Below are 18,798 nucleotides of genomic sequence, written 5' to 3' on the forward strand. Positions count from 1 at the left end.
AGGGTTTCGACGGTGCTGCCGAGTTGCCGCCGTCTCGTGATCCGACGCGGACCGCGCCCGGCTCATCGTTTCCGCGTCGGGGTGATCCCGGCCAGGAGAACGTCGGCGATGTGGTCGGCGTAGCTCAGTGGGTCGATGTCCGGGTTCGTGTCGAGATATTCGAGCATGCTGTCGACCATCCCCTGATAGGTCACCGCCAGCAGGTGCGGATCGAGATCCGCGCGCAGCTGCCCCTGTTCCTGACCGCGCCGCAGGAGTGTGGCCTGCCGGGCATACAGGGCGCGGTACTCGCGGTCGCGAAGCGCGGCACCGCCGCCGAACGCGCCCAGATCGAGCACGATCTGGCGGATCGTTCGCAGCTCGGCGCCGTGCGTCGCGGGCAGTTGCGCCGCGCGCCGAATCGCCGCTCGCAGGAGATCGTCGACATCGGCGTCGCGGTCGATATCGGCCGCTACGACCGCTTCGAGCGAGGTGAACGCACGCCGGGCGGCATGTGCCATCAGGTCGTCGAAGTCGGTGAAGTAGTGCCAGAGCAAGCCTTTCGACACCCCGGCGGCGCGCGCGATCGCGTCGGCGGTGGCCGCGGCGAGCCCGTCACGTCCGACGATCTCGATCGCGGCGGTCTCCAATTGGTGGCGGCGGGCCTCGGCACTGAGCCGCTGCCGGGTGCGCTGATTCGCGGCCGTCATATCCGCTCGCGAACGACCAGGCCGATGATCAGCGCCATCAGCACGGCGGTGCCGAACATCTCCACTCGCATCCACCCCGGGACGAAATCCGGCAGCAGCGCCTCGACGACGTTCACCAGGAACAGTGCGGCCGCGATCAGGCCGACGGCACGCAGCGCCGCGACGCTGCCACGACGTGCCGACCGGAAGCGCAGCGGCAGCAGCACGGCGAACGCCGCCACGATCACCGCATGCCCCCACGCCTCGGGCGGCGCCTCGTGCGGGGCCGTCGCCGACAGAATCGCCAGGGCGACAACGGTCCCGACCGCGGTCACGAGATAGGCCCACACCAGCATGCCCAGACGATCGAGCTCGATCGACGCGGCGGACGTCTTATTGACCATGCAGTCAACACTAATGACCGGCCAGTCAATACGTCAACGCGTCCTCGGCACATCCGCGCTATTCGTCGGCGACCCGAATGATCGTTCTGCCGGGCGTGCGGTGGCGGCGAGCGAACGCGGACGCCGTGTCGGCGAGCGGTCGCACGGAGCCGACGAGAGGCTCGAGCCGCCCGTTCCTGACCCGCTCGGCGAGATCGGCCAGGCGCGCGCGGTCGGGTTCGACGACGAAGAAGACGGCCCGCCCGTCCCTGGGCTGCGTGGTCGGCGGCATGGCGATGGTGACGAGAGTACCGCCGGGACGCACCAATTCGGTCGATCGCTCGAGGATTCGGCCGCCGATGACGTCGAATACCACGTCCACCGCACCGACGTCCCGCAGGTCGTCGCCGTCCAGATCGAAAAACGCCTGGGCGCCGAGTCCGAGCACGATGTCCCGGTCGCCGGCTCGGCCGGTGCCGATCACGTGCGCGCCCACCTCGCGCGCGAGTTGCACGGCGATCGAGCCGACCCCACCCGCGGCGCCGTGAATCAGGACCGTACGGCCACAGGTCAGGTCCGCGTGGTCGAACAACCCCTGCCATGCGGTCAGGCCCGAAATGGGCAGCGCGGCGGCCACGGTGAAGTCGATATCGGCCGCGAGCGGGGCGAGGTTGCGAGCCTCGACCGCGGTGTATTCGGCCAGCGATCCGTCGCGGGCCCAGTCGGTCGGCCCGAAAACCCGCTGGCCGACGGTGAGACCGGCGGTTCCGTAGCCGAGTTCGACCACGACACCGGCCAGCTCGTGCCCGGGGATGCTGGGTGTCCGGTCGCGACCGGCACGGTCGGACCAGGTCGCCGGCCACTCGAGTTCGCCGGGCGTGAAGCCGGCGGCGTGCACCCGCACGACGACATCGTTCTCCGCGGCGTGCGGGTAGGGCATATCGGTCAGCGTGAGCCCGGCGATACCGGAATCACGGTCGCGCACGGTGATCGCTCGCATGCGGGAGTCCTTTCCGGGGCGTCGGCGTCGCGGCGGCCGATCAGCTCGGCCACGGCGAGCCGAGGATGTTCTCGACCGTCGTCGTGCGCCGGAAGTGGTCGTGGTCCAGTCCGTCCATACCGAAGCCGACCACATTGGAAGACGCCGAGGTGCGTGGCCGCGATCTCCGCCGCCATCCGAACCGGAATGCCCGGCGTGGTGTGCAACGCGACCGCAGTCCAGACCGTGTCGGCCGCGGTGGTCGAAAAGCCATGCGCCGCAAGGAACTTCCGTGCGTGGTCGGCGCTGTCGACCTCGAAACGCTGAACGCCGTCGGAAAAAGGGGTCAGTAGGCCGCTGTCGTGGAATATGGCCGCCAGGTACAACAGTTCCGGATCGGGCGTCAGAGCGAGCCTCTCGGCGTTGAGGAGGCCGAAGAGAAATACCCGCCTGGAGTGATGGTAGATGAGCGGGCCGGTCGTCTCCCGAATGAACCGGGTCGCCTCCGCGACCGCCACGGTATCGGGAATCCTCAACCCCGCGATGACCTCTGGCATGACCTGCCCCTTCCGACTCTGCATACCTCATCCCCCCGCGACGGGACGACCACGAGGGGATGGGACCGGAGCGGTAACCGTGCGCTATATCGCCGCAGGACCGGCCGCATCGGCGGGAACGGGCGCATCGGTGGGAGCGGGGTTCTGCGGCAGGGGCGCGGTGAGCCCGACGATCGCGCCGACCGCCGCGCCGAGTGCGCCGCCGAGCGCGGCCGCGGGACCGGCGACGATCGCGGCGCCGACGGCAGCGCCGACCAGTGGACCGACCACCACGCCGGTCGGCAGGAACGGGAGACCGACGACGAATCCGGCGGCCGCGCCGAGTGCCGCGGCCGGGATCGCGAGCGGCGCGGATACCGCCGCACCGATGCCGGCGCCGATGGCCGCGCCGACGCCCGCGTCTACGACCGTCGCGGCGCAGCGATCGGGATCGGCCGGAACCTGTTCGCAGAACGTCTCGATCGGATGCTGATCCTCGACGGGCAGCGCATCCGCGACCGGGGCCGGTGTGGCGGCCACAGGATCGACGGGTAGCGCGGTCGCGGTGTCGGCGGGCAGTGCGTCATCCGTCACGGCCGGGGCCGAAGCGTCGTCGACGGGCACGTTCTGCGGGCCGGCGGCCGAATTGTCCTGGACCACAGGACCGTCTGCGGGCGGCAGCGGCACCGGGAACGGAATCAACCCCTGCACATCATGTGCCAGCGTTTGCCAGTCCACTGCCAGCGGCGGTGCGGCGGGCGCCTGCGCGGCGTCGACCGGAACGAGAACGAGATCGCCGGGAGATGCGGTAGCCACTCCCGTACCTAAAATGACCGCGAGCGGCAACATGCCCGCAATCAACATCGGACGTGACATGCGCCGATGACCGACCTTCGGCATTTCACACCTCCCGGGTGGATATCTCTGAGTTGTTCCCGACCCTCTCGCATGCGTGTACGTTGCGGCTGAGGTAGTTTAAGCGCCCGTCGGTGCCGGACATCGGAGAAACGGCGAATTCACGTGCGTCGATCGAATGACGATTTCCGATGTCTAACCCTCGAATACGAGCTGCGGGCGCAGTCGCCTACGAGATTTCGGCAAATTCACGGCAGTCCGCAGGAGGCGCGCGACGCACAACACATCCGCACAGCCCAGGGTGGAGTATCGCCACCTATGCCGCCGATTAGCCACCGGACGGTGGGTGGCTGTCAGCCGCCCACCGTCCGGGCGACTCACACCGCCGCAGCCGCAGCCCGGGCACAGGAACACCGCCACCGAGCAGTCGCGGTCCGTTCCGCGGCCGGGCCTCCCCCGAAATTTCCTCGCGCGGCGGCGGCGACCAGGCGTAGAAAGAGTTCATGGAAAGGCCGACAGCCGCCGTAATCTACGTGCTCGCCCTGGTGGCCGTCGTGGTGAGCGTGGACGTCCTGTTCTTCAGGCATTATTTCTGGGAACGGCTGCTGGTGAATGTCGGGATCGTGCTGGTGTTCGCCGCGTTCTATCTCAGGTTCGTGCAGCGTTCGTAACGCGGCGGGCGATATCGGAGACGAACACACTCGCCTCTTCGAAGCGTCCGTAGCGCAGGAGCAAGTCGCCGGACGCCGACGAAAGCCTGGGATACGCTGGCACGCAGCGTATCCCAGGCCGGTTCCGTCGTTCGCCGACTGCCGGGGCGAGTCGGCGTCAGGGTTGCGGTTGCGCGGTACGCGACATTCCGGTGCCGCGGCGCGCGAACGGATTGCGCAGGCGCGGCTTCGTGGCGGCCGCCGGTTGCGCGGGCGCCGTCTTCGCGACGGTCGGTTGGGCCGGCGGTGTCTTCGCGAGATCCTTACGGGTGGCGGTCATTTCGCGGCGGGAGTGCCGTAGTTCGCGCCGGATCTCGGCATGGCGGCGCGCCGAGGAGAACGCCCCGGTGAGGGCGATGCCCAGGCCGAGCATGCCGACCGCGCCGACGGCGGCACCGGCGGCGAACAGTTCGTTCTGAGTAGGAGTGAAATGGGCGCCGAAGACGGTGAATTCGGTCGCCAGCACGTGCGTGTCGCCAGAATTGGCCAGCGCTGCGGCGATTCCGACCACCACTGCGGCGAACAGAATGATCAACCCGATGAATACGATCATGGCTACTACCGATTCTCAACATCGATGGACTGTTGTAGTTCGGAAATAACCGGCTTTCGGATCGTCAAACAACAGTCTCGGCAGGACACTTCGAACACGCGGCTCCGCCCGGTCGCCGGAACCGGCCCAGCTCAGCCACTTTCGGATGAGGCCGGAGCCCAGTGCGGGCCCTCGACACAACCGCGTGCGCCATACTCCCGGCGCCACCGGCGAGGGATGGGGCACGACGGTCGCCCCTCGGGCCGGCCGGCGGAATCGCGAGCGATCTTCGGCTGTCCATCGCGACAGACCACTGATCGGATATGCGAGAAAATATCGAGCAATTTATCGGCAAATGCGAAATATTGCGAAACGCCTCCGGTATCGGAGTAAAACTCTACAGTCGATATGTCCAGCAGAGCCGGTCGCGGGTCTTGGAGGCTCGTATGGATCTGAACACCGTCGAGGACGTCATTCGCCGGCCCTCGGCCCGACCGGGTTCCGACTGGCACGCCGGAGATGCGTGGCTGGCCGGGGGGACGTGGTTGTTCTCCGAACCGCAGCCCACGGTGCGCCGGCTCGTCGATCTCACCGCGCTCGACTGGCCCACCCTGGTGCCCACCGACCAGGGCCTGGAAATCGGCGCGACGTGCACGATCAGGGAGCTGCACGAGTTCGCGCCGCCGCAACACTGGTCCGCAGGCAGTCTGCTGCGAACCAGCTGCGAGGCGTTCCTGGCGTCGTTCAAGATATGGAACGCCGCGACAGTGGGCGGCAACATCTGCATGTCGCTGCCCGCCGGTCCGATGATCACCCTGAGCGTGGCACTCGAGGCGACCTATCGGTTGTGGGCCACGGACGGGACGGAACGAACGATCGCGGCCGAGAATTTCGTGGGCGGCGATCATCTGAATGCGCTGGGACCGGGCGAAATACTGCGCAGCATTCATATCCCTGCCGACGCGTTACACAAATCGTACGCACACCGGCGATTCACGCTGACCAAGCTGGGCCGGTCCACGATATTCATGGTCGCCACCCGGACGCCGGATACCGACGACCTGTCTCTCAGCATCACAGCGGCAACCGCGTATCCGATTGTCCTGCATTTCGATTCCGCACCCGACGCCGACGCCGTGCGGGACCGTATCGATGCGATCCCGGCGGACGTATGGTTCGCCGACGCCAACGGCACACCGGAGCACCGCAGACACCTCGCCCGGCACTACGCCGAGGAACTCCGGGCTGAACTCGGAGGCGCGAGATGAGCTTCGTCGTCAACGGCAAGACGTTTTCCCAGCAGCCGCGGCCCGGACAGTGCCTGCGGACCTTCCTGCGGCACCTGGGCTGGTTCGGGGTCAAGAAGGGCTGCGACGCCGGCGATTGCGGCGCCTGCACCGTCTGGCTCGACGGGCGTCCCGTGCACAGTTGCATCACACCCGCGTTCCGCGCCGAGGGACACGAGGTGACGACCATCGAGGGGCTCGGAACGCCCGAGAATCCGCATCCGATGCAGCGGCAGTTCCGCGACGCCCCCGGATTCCAGTGCGGCTTCTGCACCGCCGGCATGATCATGACCGCGGCGGCCCTGACCGACGAACAGAAGCAGGACCTGCCGCATGCGCTGAAGGGAAACCTCTGCCGCTGCACCGGTTATCGGGCCGTCGAGGACGCGATCAACGGCGTCTGCGCGATCGAGGTGGCGGAACCGGGCGCGGTGATCGGCACCAGCGTCGCCGCACCGGCCGCCACCGGCGTGGTGACCGGCCGCGCCGAGTACACGATGGATACCGAACCCGAGGGCATGCTTCATCTGAAAGTGCTGCACTCCCCCCACGCCCACGCGCGCATCGTCTCCGTCGACAAGTCCGCGGCGCTGGCCGTGCCGGGCGTACAACGCGTCTACACCTGGGAAGACGTGCCGCGCAAGCTGTTCACCACCGCCGTCCACACCGACCATCTCGTCGACCCCGACGACACCTACATCCTGGACGACGTCGTGCGTTTCGTCGGCCAGCGGGTCGTCGCGGTCCTCGCCGATTCGATCGCCGCGGCGGAAGAGGGCTGCCGCCGGGTCGTCGTCGAGTACGAGGTGCTGCCCGCGGTGTTCGATCCCGAGCAGGCGATGGCCTTCGGCGCGCCCCAACTGCACGGCTCCGACGATCCGTTCGTCCAGGACCCGGTCCACAACATCCTCATCGAGCTGCACGGCGAAATCGGTGATACCACACAGGGTTTCGCCGAGGCCGATGTCGTTCACGAAGGCACGTACTTCTCACCGCGGGTGCAGCACGTGCATCTGGAGACGCACGGATCGATCGCCTGGATGGACGCGGGCCGGCTGCATGTGCGGACCAGTTCGCAATCTCCGTGGGTCGCCAAGGGCAAACTGGCCCACCTGTTCGACCTGCGCCCCGACCAGATCCGGGTCTTCTGCGAACGCGTCGGCGGCGGTTTCGGCGGCAAACAGGAGGTGCTCAGCGAAGACCTGGTCGCGCTGGCAACCTTGGACACCGGTCGCCCGACCTGCCTGGAGTACACCCGTGAGGAGGAGTTCACCAGCGCCACGACGCGGCATCCGATGAAGATCACCGTGAAGCTGGGAGCGCGCGCCGACGGCACCCTGACCGCGATCCAGTTCCGCAACATCTCCAATACCGGCGCGTACGGCAATCACGGCGGCGAGACGCTGTTCGCCGGGGGCTCGGCCGTCGCCGCCTACCGCTGCCCAAACAAGAAGTTCGACGGCTACGTGGTCTACACCAACACCCTGCCCAGTGGCGGCTTGCGCGGCTACGGCATGACCCAGCCGGTCTTCGCGATGGAATCGGCGATGCACGAACTGGCCGTCGCCCTCGGCATGGATCCACTGGAATTGCGGCGCCGCAACATCGTTCGTCCGGGCGACGCGCTGCTGTCCATCGACGACGAGGCCGACGACGTCGCCTTCACCGAGGACGGGCTGGGCACGTGTATCGACCGCGTCGACGCCGCCCTGCGCGCGCACCCGGATGGGCAGGCGCTGGGCCCGGACTGGTCGATCGGCGTCGGCACCGCCGCCTCGATACACGAGACCGCACCGCCGACCGAACACATCTCGGTCGGGCTCGCCACACTCGGTGACGACGGATTCTACGAAATCGCGGTGGGCACAGTCGAATTCGGGGAGGGCACCTCCACCGCGCACGTCCAGATCGCGGCAGCCGAGCTGGGAACCACGCCGGCGCGGATCCGGCTCGTCCAATCCGATACCGACAGGACCGGTTTCGACACCGGCGCCTTCGCCAGCGCCGGGCTTTTCGTGGCCGGCAACGCCGTTGCGCGATCCGCGGCGGCATTGCGCGACCGGATCCTGCGCTTCGCCTCCGCCCACACCGGTGCCGCCCTGGAATCGTGTGCCATGGACGACGACGCCGTGCGTTGCGGTGACACTCGCGTCCCGCTGGCCGACCTCGCGGTGGCCGCCCGGAGCCGGGGCGCGCGATTGACCGAATCGCGCAAGGCGTACGGCTCGCCGCGCAGCCTGTCCTGCAACGCACACGGATTCCGGATCGCGGTGCACCGCGTGACCGGCGAGATCCGGATCCTCTACAGCGTGCAGGCGATCGACGCCGGGGTGGTGATCAACCCGGAACAGGTCCGCGGACAGATCGAAGGCGGTGTGGTCCAGGGCGTCGGTTTCGTGCTGACCGAACACCATCTGATGACCGACGGCGTCGTCACCAATCCGACGCTGCGCAACTACCGCATCCCCACCTACGCCGACGCTCCGCGCACCGAGGTGATCCTGGTCGGCTCGACCGATTCGGCGGGCCCGGTGCGGGCCAAGGGCATCGCCGAATCCTGCGTCAATCCCGTGGCGCCCGCACTGGCCAACGCGGTGCAGGACGCGACCGGCATCCGCTACCGCGAGCTACCGCTGACGCCCGACCGGATCTTCCCGGCGCTGCGGACATCCCGGCTGACCTCGACCGGCTGAGCCTGGAGACCACGATGCCCCGCGAGACGCCGGTCGGCCACGCCGCCACCGTCATCATCGGTGAGAAGGTTCGTCCCGGCTGTGAGGAGGCTTTCCTGGCCTGGCAGCACGGGCTCAACAGCATGGCGTCGCAATATCCGGGATTCATTGCCGCGGAGATCGATCCGCCCACCCACCCGCAGGCGCACTGGTCGCTGATCTACCGCTTCGACTCGATTCCGAATCTGCGCGCGTGGATCAACAGCGCCACCCGCCAGGACAGCCTCGCCGAGGGGCGGCGCTATCTCGACGGCCCGCCCACGCAGCAGATCGTCACCGGCGCGGCCGCGCCGCCCGACACCCTCGTCACGGCGGTGGTGACCCATCGAGTGGTTCCCGAGCAGATCGACGAGTTCCTGGCGTGGCAGGAACGACTTCGCCACGCGGAGAACAGGTTTCCCGGCTTCCGCGGTTCGGAGATCTTCCGGCCGATCGAGGGCGTGCAGGACGAGTGGACGATGCTCTACCGCTACGACAGCGCCGCCGACCTGGATCGCTGGCTGACCTCCGGCGAGCGGCAGCGACTGCTCGACGAGGGAAAACGGTTCAGCGACTTCCGATTACGCACGATCGACAACTCGTTCGGCAGCTGGTTCGCCTTCGACGAGGAGGGTCCCGCCCACGCACCGTCGCAGACGAAGACGTCGATCGCGGTGTGGGTCGGGTTGTATCCGACGGTCGTGCTGCTCTCGCTGGCGTTGGCGCCCGCGGGAATGCCGCTGTGGCTGGGCATGCTGGTCGGAAATCTGTTGTCCAGCTTCGTCATGACGTTCGTGACGATGCCGCGCTATGTGAATCCGTTGCTCGAACGCTGGCTGCAGCCGGCCCCCGGGTCGCCGCGCAAGGCGATCGAGATCCGCGGCGCCATGCTCATCACCGCCGTGATGGCGTTCTGGACGGTGCTGTTCTGGCTGGTGACCACCGTGTTCTGGCATCTGCCGTGACAGCGGCCCACAACCGAGAAGGAGAAGTGACGACAATGACCGAATCCAACGGCAGCGCGGTCCCGGCCTTCATGCGCCCGGTGATTGCCGACGAGCCGCCCGCCAGCGCCCGCACCGTCGCCGAACAGTCGGTGCTGGCGCTGAACGGCGCCATGTTGCAGCTGTACGACACATCGCTGGAGAAGTTCAAACAGAACATGCTCGACCAGGTGCCCATCATTCTGGCGCTGTTCACCGGCGCGGGCGGGCAGATGATTCTGTACCGGCCCGGCCGGGAACCGGAAGTCGCAGCGCCGGTGCCGATCGTCTACCAGCTGGCGAAGTCGGTGGGCCACAGCACCATGGCGATCTACGAGATCGTCGCACCGTACATCTCCAACGCGTATGCCAATCAGCTGTGGCGTCCGCCGCTGGAGATGTACCGGGCACAGCATCGCACCGCCTTCGACGGCCTCGGCGCACTGGAGATCTCGGACGAGGACCGCGCGGTGCTGCACGAGATCCTGCACCGCAATCTCACCTTCATGGACGAATGCCTCGACCGGGGCGGGTACAGCTACGACGACGTCGAAACATTCATTCGCGACACCGAACCGTATTCGGCCCGGTCGATCGGCATCGGCTCGAGAGCTCAGGTCGGCCACTGGATGTCGGTCCTCGATGACTGGAAGGCGAGCCTCGGCGAGGACTGGGAGCGCACCTACGCGGTGAGCAACTCGCTGTACGTCGCGCGGCAGAACAACATCCTCTACAGCGTTCTCGTCCAATTCATGGGCACCGAGACGATGGGCGACCGGTTGCTGCTGGTCGAGACGACGGAATTCGAGACCACACCCGAGAAGTTGCTCGATGTGCTCGGCCGCATCGTCGCCGACCGCTCGCTGGGCATGGTGTTCTTCCGCGACTACTACCTGATGGACGTGGAACTACTCGGTGGCGGCGGGCGCGCGGCCATCGAACGCGAAATGGCCGCGCGCGGAAGGGAACCGATACTGCCGCCGCTGGCGCCGTTCCGTTCCGACGATTGGCCGTGGAAGACCGACCCCGCCAAGGGCACCGGACCGGCACGGCTGGAGGATGTCGGATGCCCGATCCGCCCGGAGCCGGTCCGCTGATGCCGGAGGTGACGAGTCCCGCGGATTTCGCACAGCGTGCCATCGACATCGCTCGCACCAGTGTCGCAGCGGGCGGACTGCCGTTCGGGACCGTGATCGTCAAGGACGGCGCGATTCTCGCCGAGGGCAGCAATGGTGTCGCCAGTACTCATGATCCGACCGATCACGCGGAGATTCACGCCATCCGCGAGGCGTGCCGGACATTGGGGACCGAATATCTGACCGGCTGTACCGTCTACGCCATCGCCCACCCGTGCCCGATGTGCCTGGCGGCGCTGTACCACTGCGCGCCCGACGAGGTCGTCTTCCTGGCCACGCGGGAGGATTGCGCGCCGTACATGGCGGGCGGGAAGGACAAGTACTTCGAACCGGCCACCTTCTACGCCGAATTCGCCAAACCCTGGAATGAGCGGCGGCTGCCGATGCGCTATCTGCCGCGTGCCGATGCCGTGGAGGTGTACAAGCTGTTCGGAGAACGACACGGCGGTACATCGTTGTGACACAACGATATTCGCGCCGCGTCACGGCGTGTGGTCGTGATGGATCCGTCCTCCGAGTTCGGTCAGCGGGTGACCGGCGCCGCCGTGGGTGCGCATGATGATCTCCGCGACGATCGATACCGCCGTTTCCTGTGGGGTGCGAGCGCCCAGGTCGAGACCGAGCGGACTGGCGAACCGGCACAATTCGATCTCGGTGAGTCCGGCCGCGCGCAATCGGCGCAGCCGATCGTCGTGGGTGCGCCGGGATCCCATCGCGCCGACGTAACCGAGTGCCGGAAGCCGCAATGCCACCCGCAGCACAGGGACGTCGAACTTCGGGTCGTGGGTCAGGACGCAGACGACGGTCCGGCCGTCGAGGGTGTTTCGCCGCGCCTGCGCGGTGAGGTAGCGATCCGGCCAGTCCACGACGACCTCGTCCGCGGCCGGAAAACGGTCCGCGGTCGCGAACCTCGGGCGGGCGTCGCAGACCGTCACCCGGTAGCCGATCAGCGCGCCCTGCTGTGCCAGCGCGGCGGCGAAGTCGACGGCGCCGAAGATCAGCAGCCGCGGGCGGGGAGCCAAGGTGTTCACGAAGACGTCCGCGCCGGCCTCCAGCGGCGCGCAGCCGATCAGCTCGGCATGGTCGGCTGCGAGCAGTTCGCGGGCCCGCTCGGTCACGGCCGCGTCGGCTCGGGCGGATCCGAGCGAGCCGTGGACCGTATCCGGGGTGATGATCAGCCGCCGGCCCGGCCGCGCGCAGTCCGAATTCGCGACGACGGTGGCGGTCGCGACCGGGCGGTCCGCGGCGACCGCGGCGATCATCACCGGCAGGTGTGGGCACGTCGTTCGGGATATCGGCTCGGCGAAGATGTCGATCTCACCGCCACAGGTGAGCGCGGTGCCGAACAGTTCATCGGTATCGACTCCGTAGCTGTGCCGCCGGGGCCGCCCGGTCCGCGCCACCTCGGCGGCCAGCTCGTAGACGGCCGCGTCCACGCAGCCGCCGGAGACCGATCCGGCCACGGTGCCGTCGGGGGCCACGATCATCGCCGCGCCCACCGGCCGCGGCGCCGATCCCCGGGTGCGGACCACCGTGGCGACACCGGCGGTGCCACCGGATCGCCAGACGGAAGTCAGTGCGGCCAGGACGTCGCGCACCGGCGTTCGAGCCCTTCGGTCGTGGCCGCGGCGTTCGCCTGCTGTAACCGCATCTTTGAATGATGCGCGTTCCCCGGCAGTCGCGCGGCCACAATGGGATGCCGAAAACGTGCTGTCGAGAATGCGCCCGCCGGCCGCGGCGAACGACCGCCTACGCCTGGCCGGCAGCTCGGCTCCCGGTATGCGCCCGTCACCGGCGTGCGCCGGACCAGGTGTCAGCTCCGGTGACGATCCTCGACGGCCGACGACGAGGGAGTCGCCGGTCGCCCGGGCGGCAGCGGTGCCGCGGGCGCCGCCCGGTGACCCGCATCCGGGACACTCGCGGATGCGGTGTTCGGCGAGCCGGAATCCTCGGAGTGCATCTCGCTCATTTCGCTTTTGAAGATGCGCAGCGAGCGACCGAGGCCGCGGGCGGTGTCGGGCAGGCGTTTGGCGCCGAACAACACCACGACAACCAGTGCGATGATGAGCCAGTGGGTCGGACTCAACGAACCCATCGGAACCTCCGTTCGTGCGCCGGAGCCGCTCGGACGGTGACCGACGGCCCGGCGGATTCCACCGGCGAGACCATTCGTCCCCGGCGTCGGAATTGGACGAGTTCATAATAACTTGCCACGCCCCAGAAGAAAGCGAATTGCGCCTTCACCTGGCTTGATGAAGCTTGCCGAAGCTACCTAAGAATGTGAATGTGAAGTAACATACTCGCCGTTGCCGACGTGGCGGTCACCGGGTCGGCAGCGACAGAGTCGAAGAGCCGGTCGCGTGTGATGTGCACCGGAACGCAGGTGGAGGTTGCTATGGGTGTCGAGATTGCCGCGGCCCCGTCGTCCGTCGAGCAGCTGCCCGTCGAGGTGGGCGAGATCACCGGCCGGTGTCACGACGTTCTGGACGAATTGTCCTTCGGCGGAAGCTGTTCGGGCGCGGCCGCGCGACTCACCGCCGCCGCGGACCGCTGGGTCCGGTGCGGGGTGAGCCTCGAGACCGTTCAGCACACGGTGTTCGAGGCATTCCGGCTGCACCTGGGCACGCTGCGGACCTCCGGCGACGACGTCGACACGGTCGTGACGTCGGTCGATCGTGTGCTGGACGCCTTGGAGATCGTGACAACCGGTGTCGCGGACGCCTATTCGGCAGCGGTTCCCGACGCGGCCGAGGACTACCGGCCGAGCAGCGATCCGGTGACCTCCGCGTTGCTCGGCGGCCGATCCGCCGCCGCGGCGGCCAGGGAATGCGGAGTGGAACTCGCCGAGCGCTATCACGTGCTGGCGATGTCGTTCCCGACGGAGTCCGGCGGCGACGGCCCCGGTTCCGACGTGTCGGTGCGGGTGCGACGAACCATGCGCCGCGCCCGCGCCGTCCTGGAACGGATGAACAACGGCGCGGTGCTGTTCCAGTTGTCGCCGAGCGGCGGCACCGTACTGGTCCCCTCTCCGGTCGTCGGTTCCGACCGCTGTCTCGATCACGTCGTGCACACGCTGGCCGCGGCCACTCGGACACCGATCACCGCCACGGCGGTCCACGCCGCCCGGGCCGCTGTCCCCGCGGCGGCCACCCAAGCGCACGAGTTGCTGGACACCGTGCACGCACTGCGATGCCGGCCCGGCCTCTACCGCATGCGCGACCTCGCTCTCGAATACCAGCTCACGCGGCCCGGGCCGGCGCTGGACATCCTCGGCACCCTCCTCGACCCGCTCGACGACCATCCGGAACTGACCGAGACCCTGGTGCGCCACTGCGGTAACGAGCTGAATCGGCAGCGCACCGCACACGAGATGCGCGTTCACACCAATACGGTCGACTACCGGCTCAAACGCATCGGCCGGCTGATCGGAGTGGACCCGACCTCCCCGTCCGGACTGCTCCAGGTCCGGGCCGCGCTCGTCGCCCGCGCCTATCGCGCACATATCCCGGCCCGCTGACGGCCCCCGCCGAGATGGAGCGCGGCGTTGCGGCTCGGTGCGCGCCTCCAGGGGGATGTATCCGACTGGCGGCAGGGGTCGCCGTACATACTGGCCACGTCACAGCAGAGGCGACGACAACCGTGCCCGCGGCGTCGTCGACGACGAAAGTGGATAGGTGCGCAACGGATCGGCAAGCGACGAACTATCGGAAGACAATGGCCCCCTCAGTGGTTCGACCGCCCCGGCACCACCATCGTGGTCCTCGATTCCGCCCGGCGACCACGGCGTGCGCTTGGTCGTCTGCGATATGGACGGCACCCTGCTCACGAAGTCCGGGGCCGTGCCCGACACGTTCTGGCCGCTGCTCGAGATGATGCGTTCGCGCGGAGTGACCTTCGTACCGGCCAGCGGGCGGCAGTACGCGACACTCGCCGCACTGTTCGAGCAGGCCGCGGACGAGGTGTCCTACATCGCCGAGAACGGTTGTCTGGTAGTCCATTCCGGCGTCACCGTGTCCGCGACCTGCCTCGATGCCGATATCGTGCGAGAGGTCGTGCGGGCGGTGCGGACAGCGCCCGCAGCCACCGGACTCGGCTTGGTGGTGTGCGGCCTGGACAGTGCCTATATCGAGCGCACGGATCCGGCGTTCGTCGCCGCGGCGGCGAAGTACTACGCCCGCCTCGAGCGCGTCGACGATCTCACCGCGGTGACCGACAAGGTCCTGAAACTGGCGATCTACGACTTCACCGACGCCGAGCGGACAGCCGAGCGAGTTTTCGGATCCATCGCCGCGCGCGAGCAGGTCGTGGTGTCCGGTAAACACTGGATCGACATCATGAGCCGGGATGCGGACAAGGGACGCGCGGTGCGGTCGCTGCAGGAAACACTCGGCATCCCGCCCGCCCGGACCGCGGTGTTCGGCGACTACCTCAACGACCTCGAAATGCTGGATGCCGCGCGGTGGTCGTTCGCGATGGCCAACGCCCACCCCGACGTTCGAGCCCGCGCCCGCTACCTCGCACCCGCCGACGACGAGGACGGCGTCGTGACGGTGCTGTCGCGGTTGTTCGATTCCTGAACACCGATCGTCACACCGCGCGCTCCGGCGCTCCTGCCATCCGCAGTACCGCGGCGGCCACCTGATCCGGGCATTCGGCCGGCACGATGTGCTCGGAGTCCGCGTCCTCGAACCGGCCGTTCACCCGATCTGCGAATCGGCGTTGGTATTCGCGGACGGTGTCGTGACGGCGAGCGTGCAACCGGTCGGCCCGCAGCGCGGAGAGGACGACGACCTCGCCGCCCGGCGGCTGCGGCGGGTTGTCCCGGAACGGGCCGATACCGGTGGCGAAGGCATCGAATTCGCTTCGCGTGCTTGCGATGCCCGCGGGAGTGAAATCCTCCCGCAGCATGGTCTCGTAGGTGTCGGCCGGGAACATGCGGCCGTAGGACCCGGTCAGCGCCCGCATCACCGGTCGAAAGCGAGCGAGCGACTGTTGCACCGCGAGAATACGATCCGTCCTCGCCGCCGTGGCCGCCCAGTCCGCGTAGAAGGGAGCCGCTTCCGGAGTCGGATCGACCAGCACCAACCCGATCGGTTGCGGCACCACACTTTCCGCGGCGCGACGTACGATCAGCCCGCCCATGCTGTGCCCGACGAGAATCAGCCGACGCGGCGCCAGCATCTCGACCAGAGCGACCAGGGTGGCTGCCATCTCGTCGATATCTTGCGGCGGCCGCACCCGGGCACTGCGGCCGCGACCGGCCCGATCGTAGGTGGCGGTCCGCACGGTATCGCCGAGCAGGGACACCACCGGATCCCACAGTGTCCGCCCGGCGCCGGCGCCGGATTCGAAGAGTACGAAGGTCTCCCCCGCACCACGCTGCTCGACATATAACTCGATGCCGCGCACCGTCATTCGTTCGCCGGGCACGTCCCGCATCCGGGCCCCCTCTCCATCAATCCCAACTTTGGAAATGATACCAACAATGGGATAGTTAAGCTATGGATCCTGCCGACCTCCTTCTGCATCCGGTGCGGTTGCGCATCGTGCACGCGTTGTCCGGGAACACGCCGCGAAACGCAGGCGAGTTGTGCGACCGCCTGCCCGAGGTGCCCCGGACGACGATCTACCGGCACCTCGGTCTGCTGGTGGACGGCGGCATCCTGGAGGTTGCCGATGAGCGGCGGGTCCGCGGTGCGGTCGAGCGGTCCTATCGGCTGCGCGCCGACCGCCCCGCGATCGACGAAAAGGCGGCCGCGGCCATGACCCTCGACGACCACCGCCGTGGTTTCGCCACCGCCATGGCCGTCCTGATCGCTGAATTCGACGCCTATCTCGACGAGCCCGGTGCCGATCCGGTCGCGGACTCGGTCGGCTATCGCCAAGGCACGCTGTGGCTTTCACCCGACGAACTGAACACGATGCTCGACGGTTTCCGCCGCGTCCTCGCCTCGGTCGCCGGGAACGGTGCCGGACCGAATCGTCGCCCCTACCTGATCAGTCCGGTCATGTTTCCCGGTGCGCGAACGCCCGACTGAGCCGGTCGCACCGCATTCGCCGTGCGTGCGGGATACCGACGTGCGAGGCTGAGCGACATGTCCGAACGTGCGGATGTCTCACCGAATCTCACCGAACAGGGCCGCGGCCCGGCCATCGCGCGATTCGCCACGGAACTGATCGCCTGGGTCGCCGCGCCGTGGGCGCTGGCGTCGTGGTCCGTGGCGGCGGCGGTGATCGCGGTGGTCGTCCTGATCGGCGTGCCGTCGATCTTCGCGACCCGCGGTGACAAGAAGCAGGTGCTCGTCGCCGTTCCTGGCTGGGCCACCATCGCGATGATGCTCGTGTTGATCGCCGCGGCGGTGCTGGGCGCCTGGTTCGCCTGGCCCGCCTGGGTTGCCCTCCTCGTCACCGTGCTGGCGGTAGCGACGGTCGGCACCGAACTGCCGCGCTGGCGGTGGCTGGCCCGAGCGCCCTGAGGCCGCGTTCTCTCCCGATACGTTCTGTTTACGCCCGTCGAGGCCGGGTATCTGCGATTTGTTATCGAAGTACGGCCGAACGCGGCAGCGCCTGGATAACAAAAGGCAAAGGGAGAGTTTCACATGATTATTCTGGGAGTCATCCTCCTCGTTCTCGGGTTCGTGTTCAGCATCCCGATCCTCTGGACCCTGGGCATCATCGCCGTCGTCATCGGCGCGATCCTCGCCCTGCTCGGAGCGTTCGGACGTCCGGTCGCCGGCCGCGCGCATTATTTCTAGCGGCGGCGAATTCCTTTCTCCGGAGCGCGTACTTCCCCCGCGGGGTGGAAGTGCGCGCTTCGCTGTTCGTCTGCGCCAACCGCATCGTCTCGGCACATCCGGGAACAAAACGTGGGTCGGGCATCCTTGGACGGTATACGCCGATCCAGAAGGAGACCCGTAGTGACCGAACTGCTTCCGCTCACGCCGGACGAATTGCTGACCACCACACGCGCGGTGCGCCGCCGTCTGGATCTGACCCGGCCGGTGCCGCTGGACGTGATTCGCGAGGCACTGGAGGTGGCGCTGCAGGCACCGTCGGGAGGCAACCGGCAGCATTGGCACTGGATCGTGCTCACCGATCCGGCGATCAAGGCGCAGGTCGCCGAGCATTACCGGCGCTCACATCTGGCGTACCGGGAAGCCGGAGGCGAACCGGCCGACCAGAGCGCCGCCCGCATCGCCACGAGTTCGGATTATCTGCGTGAGGTGATGGCCGAGGTCCCGGTACTGGTGATCGGCGCGATCAGCACCGGCGATAACGCCGCGCTGCCGGAGAATCAGGCCGGACTGTGGGGGTCGCTGCTCCCTGCGGCGTGGAGTCTGGCGCTGGCCTTGCGCGCACGCGGCCTCGGAACCACCTGGACGACACTGCATTTGCAGTACGAGCGCGAGGTGGCAAAAATTCTCGGTCTTCCCGACGACGTCCGTCAGGGCGTGCTGCTCCCGGTCGCCTACACCAAGGGCACCGACTTCCGGCCCGGCCCGCGCGTGGATCTGGATTCGGTGCTGCACGTCAACGGCTGGTGACGGCGGCCGGACGCGAATTGCCTAGCGGGACTGCCGTTCCGGGTCGGGCAGCGCCATCATTCTCAACGCGACCACGATGGCGCCCGCCAAGCCCACGCTCCCCAGAATCGCCACCGGCGCGGAAGCCAAGGTGGACAAGCCGACCAGGAACAGCAGGCAGATGCCCAGTGCGAACGCGGTGCTGATCGGATCGATGCGTGCCGGACGACGTTCGAAGCCACCGGGTTCCCGGACGCTGTGACACACCCCATACGCCGAAGGTGCGGAAAATGTTGTGGCGCTTCGGGTTCGGGGTAGGCCGACCGGTAGTACCGACCGATCGCGGAAGGAGAGAGCTCGTGAACGTTTCGATCACCGCTTCCCACCGTCGCCGCCGGGCCACGCCGAACGAACCCGAGGACGCCCGGTCGGCCGTCCTCGTCCTGATGGTCTGGGCCGCCTTGATCGTCGCGGCCGGCGTGCTGCTGATCTCGCT

Annotated in this window: 22 protein-coding genes; 12 read left to right on the forward strand and 10 right to left on the reverse strand. The window is 67.9% G+C overall.

Annotated elements, in window-relative coordinates:
- Nucleotides 1–62: 62 nt before the first annotated feature.
- From IRT45_RS31330 to IRT45_RS31350, 5 genes are all read right to left on the reverse strand, one after another.
- Nucleotides 63–689, reverse strand: coding sequence for a TetR/AcrR family transcriptional regulator (locus IRT45_RS31330; RefSeq protein ID WP_194809415.1), 627 nt, complete (start codon nucleotides 687–689; stop codon nucleotides 63–65).
- Nucleotides 686–1,072, reverse strand: a complete 387-nt coding sequence (locus tag IRT45_RS31335) for a hypothetical protein (protein ID WP_194809416.1) — start codon at nucleotides 1,070–1,072, stop codon at nucleotides 686–688. Before IRT45_RS31335 ends, IRT45_RS31330 begins: the two co-directional genes overlap by 4 nt.
- A gap of 58 nt (nucleotides 1,073–1,130) precedes the next feature.
- Entirely contained in the window at nucleotides 1,131–2,051 is a 921-nt protein-coding gene (locus tag IRT45_RS31340; RefSeq protein WP_194809417.1) for an NADP-dependent oxidoreductase, read from the reverse strand.
- Nucleotides 1,997–2,587 carry an HD domain-containing protein gene (locus IRT45_RS31345; RefSeq protein WP_228535640.1) on the reverse strand — a complete coding sequence of 197 codons (591 nt, stop codon included), beginning with the start codon at nucleotides 2,585–2,587 and terminating at the stop codon, nucleotides 1,997–1,999. The genes IRT45_RS31340 and IRT45_RS31345 overlap by 55 nt, the downstream gene beginning before the upstream one ends.
- An 84-nt stretch (nucleotides 2,588–2,671) precedes the next feature.
- On the reverse strand, nucleotides 2,672–3,382 hold the full coding sequence (locus IRT45_RS31350; RefSeq protein WP_194809418.1) for a hypothetical protein: 711 nt from the start codon (nucleotides 3,380–3,382) through the stop codon (nucleotides 2,672–2,674).
- Between the two features lie 542 nt (nucleotides 3,383–3,924).
- Here IRT45_RS31350 and IRT45_RS31355 point away from each other — a divergent pair.
- Nucleotides 3,925–4,092 (forward strand): hypothetical protein, encoded by a 168-nt coding sequence (locus IRT45_RS31355; protein WP_194809419.1) that lies wholly within the window; start codon nucleotides 3,925–3,927, stop codon nucleotides 4,090–4,092.
- A 157-nt stretch (nucleotides 4,093–4,249) separates the two neighbouring features.
- On the opposite strand, the gene IRT45_RS31360 is transcribed toward IRT45_RS31355, so the two are convergent.
- A complete protein-coding gene (locus IRT45_RS31360) occupies nucleotides 4,250–4,684 on the reverse strand; it encodes a hypothetical protein (RefSeq protein WP_194809420.1) in 435 nt (144 codons plus the stop codon).
- 425 nt (nucleotides 4,685–5,109) lie between these two features.
- Here IRT45_RS31360 and IRT45_RS31365 point away from each other — a divergent pair, with 425 nt between their 5' ends.
- From IRT45_RS31365 to IRT45_RS31385, 5 genes are read left to right on the forward strand one after another with little or no spacing between them, the layout of a single operon-like run.
- On the forward strand, nucleotides 5,110–5,931 hold the full coding sequence (locus IRT45_RS31365) for an FAD binding domain-containing protein (RefSeq protein ID WP_194809421.1): 822 nt from the start codon (nucleotides 5,110–5,112) through the stop codon (nucleotides 5,929–5,931).
- Nucleotides 5,928–8,642: a molybdopterin-dependent oxidoreductase gene (locus IRT45_RS31370; RefSeq protein WP_194809422.1), complete on the forward strand. Its 2,715-nt coding sequence runs from the start codon at nucleotides 5,928–5,930 to the stop codon at nucleotides 8,640–8,642. Before IRT45_RS31365 ends, IRT45_RS31370 begins: the two co-directional genes overlap by 4 nt.
- A gap of 14 nt (nucleotides 8,643–8,656) precedes the next feature.
- A complete protein-coding gene (locus IRT45_RS31375) occupies nucleotides 8,657–9,625 on the forward strand; it encodes an antibiotic biosynthesis monooxygenase (protein ID WP_194809423.1) in 969 nt (322 codons plus the stop codon).
- Nucleotides 9,626–9,660: 35 nt separating this feature from the next.
- A complete protein-coding gene (locus IRT45_RS31380; RefSeq protein WP_194809424.1) occupies nucleotides 9,661–10,740 on the forward strand; it encodes a hypothetical protein in 1,080 nt (359 codons plus the stop codon).
- Complete coding sequence (locus IRT45_RS31385) at nucleotides 10,740–11,240, forward strand: nucleoside deaminase (RefSeq protein ID WP_194809436.1); 501 nt, start codon at nucleotides 10,740–10,742, stop codon at nucleotides 11,238–11,240. The genes IRT45_RS31380 and IRT45_RS31385 overlap by 1 nt, the downstream gene beginning before the upstream one ends.
- Nucleotides 11,241–11,261: 21 nt before the next feature.
- On the opposite strand, the gene IRT45_RS31390 is transcribed toward IRT45_RS31385, so the two are convergent.
- Both IRT45_RS31390 and tatA read right to left on the reverse strand, forming a co-directional pair.
- A complete protein-coding gene (locus IRT45_RS31390; protein ID WP_194809425.1) occupies nucleotides 11,262–12,377 on the reverse strand; it encodes an XdhC/CoxI family protein in 1,116 nt (371 codons plus the stop codon).
- A 215-nt stretch (nucleotides 12,378–12,592) separates the two neighbouring features.
- On the reverse strand, nucleotides 12,593–12,874 hold the full coding sequence (tatA, locus tag IRT45_RS31395; protein WP_194809426.1) for a Sec-independent protein translocase subunit TatA: 282 nt from the start codon (nucleotides 12,872–12,874) through the stop codon (nucleotides 12,593–12,595).
- 300 nt (nucleotides 12,875–13,174) lie between these two features.
- Between tatA and IRT45_RS31400 the strand changes: the two genes are divergently transcribed.
- Nucleotides 13,175–14,296, forward strand: a complete 1,122-nt coding sequence (locus IRT45_RS31400; protein ID WP_194809427.1) for a CdaR family transcriptional regulator — start codon at nucleotides 13,175–13,177, stop codon at nucleotides 14,294–14,296.
- 157 nt (nucleotides 14,297–14,453) lie between these two features.
- The gene (locus tag IRT45_RS31405; protein ID WP_309241242.1) at nucleotides 14,454–15,356 is read left to right on the forward strand and encodes an HAD family hydrolase; all 903 of its coding nucleotides are present in this window, start codon (nucleotides 14,454–14,456) and stop codon (nucleotides 15,354–15,356) included.
- A 10-nt stretch (nucleotides 15,357–15,366) separates the two neighbouring features.
- Here the strand turns inward: IRT45_RS31405 and IRT45_RS31410 are convergent, their stop codons facing one another.
- On the reverse strand, nucleotides 15,367–16,218 hold the full coding sequence (locus IRT45_RS31410; protein WP_194809428.1) for an alpha/beta fold hydrolase: 852 nt from the start codon (nucleotides 16,216–16,218) through the stop codon (nucleotides 15,367–15,369).
- Nucleotides 16,219–16,280: 62 nt separating this feature from the next.
- On the opposite strand from IRT45_RS31410, the gene IRT45_RS31415 reads away from it, so the two are divergent.
- The 4 genes from IRT45_RS31415 to IRT45_RS31430 all read left to right on the forward strand — a co-directional run bounded on the left by IRT45_RS31415 (nucleotide 16,281) and on the right by IRT45_RS31430 (nucleotide 18,323).
- A complete protein-coding gene (locus IRT45_RS31415; RefSeq protein WP_194809429.1) occupies nucleotides 16,281–16,817 on the forward strand; it encodes a helix-turn-helix domain-containing protein in 537 nt (178 codons plus the stop codon).
- A gap of 57 nt (nucleotides 16,818–16,874) precedes the next feature.
- Complete coding sequence (locus IRT45_RS31420) at nucleotides 16,875–17,255, forward strand: hypothetical protein (protein WP_194809430.1); 381 nt, start codon at nucleotides 16,875–16,877, stop codon at nucleotides 17,253–17,255.
- Between the two features lie 123 nt (nucleotides 17,256–17,378).
- Complete coding sequence (locus IRT45_RS31425) at nucleotides 17,379–17,534, forward strand: hypothetical protein (RefSeq protein WP_086007330.1); 156 nt, start codon at nucleotides 17,379–17,381, stop codon at nucleotides 17,532–17,534.
- A 162-nt stretch (nucleotides 17,535–17,696) separates the two neighbouring features.
- Nucleotides 17,697–18,323 carry a nitroreductase family protein gene (locus IRT45_RS31430; RefSeq protein WP_194809431.1) on the forward strand — a complete coding sequence of 209 codons (627 nt, stop codon included), beginning with the start codon at nucleotides 17,697–17,699 and terminating at the stop codon, nucleotides 18,321–18,323.
- A gap of 21 nt (nucleotides 18,324–18,344) precedes the next feature.
- Here the strand turns inward: IRT45_RS31430 and IRT45_RS31435 are convergent, their stop codons facing one another.
- Nucleotides 18,345–18,569: a hypothetical protein gene (locus IRT45_RS31435; RefSeq protein WP_194809432.1), complete on the reverse strand. Its 225-nt coding sequence runs from the start codon at nucleotides 18,567–18,569 to the stop codon at nucleotides 18,345–18,347.
- Nucleotides 18,570–18,798: the final 229 nt, after the last annotated feature.

The organism is Nocardia sp. BSTN01, assembly GCF_015354405.1.
Lineage (GTDB): Bacteria > Actinomycetota > Actinomycetes > Mycobacteriales > Mycobacteriaceae > Nocardia.

Excerpts from the sequence above, each read along its gene's own strand:
- IRT45_RS31330 (WP_194809415.1), bottom strand. The coding sequence starts at position 689 with ATGACGGCCGCGAATCAGCGCACCCGGCAGCGGCTCAGTGCCGAGGCC.
- IRT45_RS31335 (WP_194809416.1), bottom strand. The coding sequence starts at position 1,072 with ATGGTCAATAAGACGTCCGCCGCGTCGATCGAGCTCGATCGTCTGGGC.
- IRT45_RS31340 (WP_194809417.1), bottom strand. The coding sequence starts at position 2,051 with ATGCGAGCGATCACCGTGCGCGACCGTGATTCCGGTATCGCCGGGCTC.
- IRT45_RS31345 (WP_228535640.1), bottom strand. The coding sequence starts at position 2,587 with ATGCCAGAGGTCATCGCGGGGTTGAGGATTCCCGATACCGTGGCGGTC.
- IRT45_RS31355 (WP_194809419.1), top strand. The coding sequence starts at position 3,925 with ATGGAAAGGCCGACAGCCGCCGTAATCTACGTGCTCGCCCTGGTGGCC.
- IRT45_RS31360 (WP_194809420.1), bottom strand. The coding sequence starts at position 4,684 with ATGATCGTATTCATCGGGTTGATCATTCTGTTCGCCGCAGTGGTGGTC.
- IRT45_RS31365 (WP_194809421.1), top strand. The coding sequence starts at position 5,110 with ATGGATCTGAACACCGTCGAGGACGTCATTCGCCGGCCCTCGGCCCGA.
- IRT45_RS31370 (WP_194809422.1), top strand. The coding sequence starts at position 5,928 with ATGAGCTTCGTCGTCAACGGCAAGACGTTTTCCCAGCAGCCGCGGCCC.
- IRT45_RS31375 (WP_194809423.1), top strand. The coding sequence starts at position 8,657 with ATGCCCCGCGAGACGCCGGTCGGCCACGCCGCCACCGTCATCATCGGT.
- IRT45_RS31380 (WP_194809424.1), top strand. The coding sequence starts at position 9,661 with ATGACCGAATCCAACGGCAGCGCGGTCCCGGCCTTCATGCGCCCGGTG.
- IRT45_RS31385 (WP_194809436.1), top strand. The coding sequence starts at position 10,740 with ATGCCGGAGGTGACGAGTCCCGCGGATTTCGCACAGCGTGCCATCGAC.
- tatA (WP_194809426.1), bottom strand. The coding sequence starts at position 12,874 with ATGGGTTCGTTGAGTCCGACCCACTGGCTCATCATCGCACTGGTTGTC.
- IRT45_RS31400 (WP_194809427.1), top strand. The coding sequence starts at position 13,175 with ATGGGTGTCGAGATTGCCGCGGCCCCGTCGTCCGTCGAGCAGCTGCCC.
- IRT45_RS31410 (WP_194809428.1), bottom strand. The coding sequence starts at position 16,218 with ATGCGGGACGTGCCCGGCGAACGAATGACGGTGCGCGGCATCGAGTTA.
- IRT45_RS31415 (WP_194809429.1), top strand. The coding sequence starts at position 16,281 with ATGGATCCTGCCGACCTCCTTCTGCATCCGGTGCGGTTGCGCATCGTG.
- IRT45_RS31420 (WP_194809430.1), top strand. The coding sequence starts at position 16,875 with ATGTCCGAACGTGCGGATGTCTCACCGAATCTCACCGAACAGGGCCGC.
- IRT45_RS31425 (WP_086007330.1), top strand. The coding sequence starts at position 17,379 with ATGATTATTCTGGGAGTCATCCTCCTCGTTCTCGGGTTCGTGTTCAGC.